The sequence below is a fragment of the Acidovorax sp. KPB24-07 genome (assembly GCF_057543315.1).
Genome location: NZ_BAAJYS010000370.1, coordinates 1 through 3217, shown reverse-complemented (window position 1 = coordinate 3217; position 3217 = coordinate 1). Strand labels below are relative to the sequence as shown.

The 3217-nt window shown below is 69.7% G+C and carries 4 protein-coding genes; 1 reads left to right on the top strand and 3 read right to left on the bottom strand.

Going from position 1 to position 3217, the window contains the following annotated elements:
* The 3 genes from AC27IQ_RS21115 to AC27IQ_RS21105 all read right to left on the bottom strand — a co-directional run.
* Positions 1-331: DUF4148 domain-containing protein (locus AC27IQ_RS21115; RefSeq protein ID WP_487090664.1), on the bottom strand; the 331-nt coding region annotated here is incomplete at its 3' end.
* Between the two features lie 180 nt (positions 332-511).
* A complete protein-coding gene (locus tag AC27IQ_RS21110) occupies positions 512-850 on the bottom strand; it encodes a VF530 family protein (RefSeq protein WP_487090663.1) in 339 nt (112 codons plus the stop codon).
* 118 nt (positions 851-968) lie between these two features.
* Complete coding sequence (locus AC27IQ_RS21105) at positions 969-1880, bottom strand: LysR family transcriptional regulator (protein WP_317359537.1); 912 nt, start codon at positions 1878-1880, stop codon at positions 969-971.
* Between the two features lie 167 nt (positions 1881-2047).
* Here AC27IQ_RS21105 and AC27IQ_RS21100 point away from each other — a divergent pair, with 167 nt between their 5' ends.
* Positions 2048-2887 carry an alpha/beta hydrolase gene (locus tag AC27IQ_RS21100; protein ID WP_487090662.1) on the top strand — a complete coding sequence of 280 codons (840 nt, stop codon included), beginning with the start codon at positions 2048-2050 and terminating at the stop codon, positions 2885-2887.
* Positions 2888-3217: the final 330 nt, after the last annotated feature.

Genomic DNA, 3217 nt, shown 5'->3' with positions numbered 1-3217 from the left:
CCACGGCCGTGCCGCCCGCTGCGGCGCATTCGGGCACGGCCCGGTTCACGGGCGGGGTGGGCATGCCGTAGGACTGCATCGCCATGGCCTCCAGTTCGCCCGAGGCCCGCGCGCATTGCAGCTCGGCGATCACCTCGGCGCGCGTGCGGCCTGCGGGGGCATCCATCGCAACCACTCGGGGCGCGGTCGCGGCTGCGGTGGCCGCATCCTGTGGCGTGCTGGTCTGGGCCGTGGCCAGGGAGCCGGCCAGCAGGGCGCAGGCGGCGAGGGCCGTGCGCGCCAGGGCGTGGGGCGAGGGGATGGTGTTGCGGCGGTCGAAAACGGTGGGCATGGAAGGCTCCTGGGGCGGGTTGGGGGATCAGGACAGGCGTGTGCCTCTCCGTGCCTCCAATGTGCCCACCGGGGCCTGCCGCCGCGAGCCGATTGCGACGAACGCACGGCCCGGGCGCCTGAGCTGCGCTGGCGCAGCGCGAATGGGCCGTCGGGGATGGGTTGTCAGGGCCGGCCGCGTTCAGCCCGGCCCGCCGCCCTGGCGCTTGTGCTCGCGCAGCATGAACAGGTACAGGCTCTCGACCTTCTCGCGCGCCCAGGGTGTCTTGCGCAGGAACTTCAGGCTGGACGCCACGCTGGGATCGCTTTCGAAGCAGCGCAGGGCCACGCGCTGCGCCAGGCCTTCCCAGCCGTAGTAGTCGTGCAGCGCGACCACGATGGCTTCGAGCGTGATGCCGTGCAGGGGGTTGCGCGGCTGCCTGGCCGGTGGCGTGGGTGGCGTGGCGTTCGGGGTGGAAGGCGCGTTGGTGGCGCTGGGGGCGGGGGTTTCGCCGGGCTCGGGGACTTCGGGTTCGGTCATGCCGGGAGCATACGGCCCCGCGCGGCCGGTGGAGGGCGGCCTCGCGCGGGCATGCATCAAAAAGGGCCCCAGTGCAATCTATACTAGGGCGTTTAGCTATGAAAAATATAGCAAACGTTCAGGTCTGCAGATACCGCTCGCTGGCGAACAGCTCGGCCGCCCAGTCCACGAAGGCCCGCACCTTGGCGCTCAGGTGCCGGTTGGGCGGGTACACCACGTAGATCGGGATGGGCGGAATGGACCACTCGGGCAGCAGCCGCACGAGGTCGCCGCGCTCCAGTTGCCGGGCCGCCTGGAACAGCGTGATCTGCCCCACGCCGCGCCCCGCGACCAGCGCCGCCGAGTACGCGTTGGACTCGTTCACCGCCAGTTGCGAGGGCCCGGTGACCTCGATCATCTCGCCGTCGCGCACGAACTCCAGCGGGTAGCGGCGGGTGGACAGCGGCGAGAAATAGATCACGCTCTTGTGGTCGCCCTCCAGATCGAGGGGGTGGGTGGGCGTGCCGTAGCGCTCCAGGTAGGAGGGCGCGGCCACGGTGACGAAGGCCAGGTTGCCGATGCGCCGTGCCACCAGCGACTGGTCGGTCAGCTCGCCGCCGCGGATCACGCAATCGACGTTGTCGCCGATCAAATCCACCGGCCGGTCGCTCACGCCCAGGTCGATCTGGATGTCGGGAAACCGCGCATGGAACTCCTCCAGCCGCGGAATGATGAGCAGCCGCGCCACGGAGGTGCCCACGTCCACGCGCAGCCGGCCGCTGGGCGTGGCGCGCGCGTGCGTCATGCTCGCCTCGATGTCGTCGAAATCGGCGAGCAGGCGCACCGTGCGGTCGTAGTAGGCCGCGCCATCGGCCGTGACGGTCACGCGCCGCGTGGTGCGGTTGAGCAGCTTCACGCGCAGCCGCGCCTCGAGCGCCTGCACGTACTTGGTGATGGTTGCCTTGGGCAATTGCAGCGAATCGGCCGCCCGCGTGAACGTGCCTGCCTCCACCACCCTTGCAAAAACCCGCATGGCCTGGATCTGGTCCATGGGCCCTCCTTGTTCTCTCTGGCCCCGAATGGGGCCAAGGAATTCTCACACGGGCCCGTGCCGCCGATTGTTCGGCAATCGGAAACAGAGCTGTGGCATTTGGCTGGTTTATCGTCGGCGGCTGCGTCGCTACATTTCACATCACCCGGTCTTGTCCGGTCACCGCCATGTCCAGCACCTTCACCCCATCGCCATCGTCCTCCACCTGCACCGACACCACCATTGAGGTGGCCAAGGGGCAGGAAGTGTCCGTGCGCATGTACGGCCGCAAGAAGCCCAAGGAAACGCTGCCGCTGGTGGTGCACTTCCATGGCGGCGCGTTCGTGGCGGGCGATCTGGACAACGGCTGCACGGTGGCCCGGCTGCTGGAGCGCGCCGGCGCGCTGGTGGTGTCGGTGGCGTACCCGCTCTCGCCCGACCATCCCTTCCCGCAGCCGGTGGACGCCGGCTACCTGGTGCTCAAGTGGGCGCACAAGCACCGCACCCGCCTGGCCGGTCCCGGCGCCGGGGTGTACGTGGCGGGGGAGGAGGCCGGCGGCAACCTGGCCGCGGGCGTGGCGCTGATGGCGCGCGACCAGTCCCATCCGCCGCTGGCCGGGCAGATCCTGCTGTCGCCCATGCTCGACCCCTGCGGCGCCACGCCCTCGGTGCGTGCCGCCATGGGCGAATCGACCGCCTGCAAGTGGGCCGATGGCTGGCTGCAGTTCCTGCGATGCACCCGCGATGCCGAACATCCCTATGCCGTGCCCGCGATGGCGCAGCGGCTGGCCGGCCTGCCGCACACGCTGGTGCTGGTGGGCGACGACGATCCCATGCGCGACGAAGCCCTCGCCTACGCCAACCGGCTGCAGGCGGCGGGGCTGGAAGTCACGCAGCACGTGTTCGCCAAGGCGAACCAGTGGCCCGATGCCCTGCTGCAGCCCGGTTCGGGCGAATGCCCCTGTGCGCCCGAGGTTCAGGCGCAGTTCAGCCGTTTCTTCGAGGCCACCCGATGTCCTGCACCCTGACCCTCACCACCACCGACCTGCCCGCGCGCTGACCCGCGGGGTGCATTGACCTCAACCCCGGTTGAGGTTTGATACTGCGATCCGCTTCGGCGAGCCGCACGACCCGCCTTTCGCCGCCTTTCCGCTGCTTGCTGCGTCCCTTTTGTTTTCTGGCCCCCGTGGGCCGGAAGGGGCAACCCTTGCCCGATCGATTTCGACTTTTGCTTTGAAAAAACCCGGAGGACTTCCACCATGAACCCGCAACACACTTCCCCTTCCCGTCGCCGCTGGTGGGCTGCCGCCGGCGCCGCGGCCGCCATCGCCGCCGCGGGCGGCACGCTCTTCGGGCTG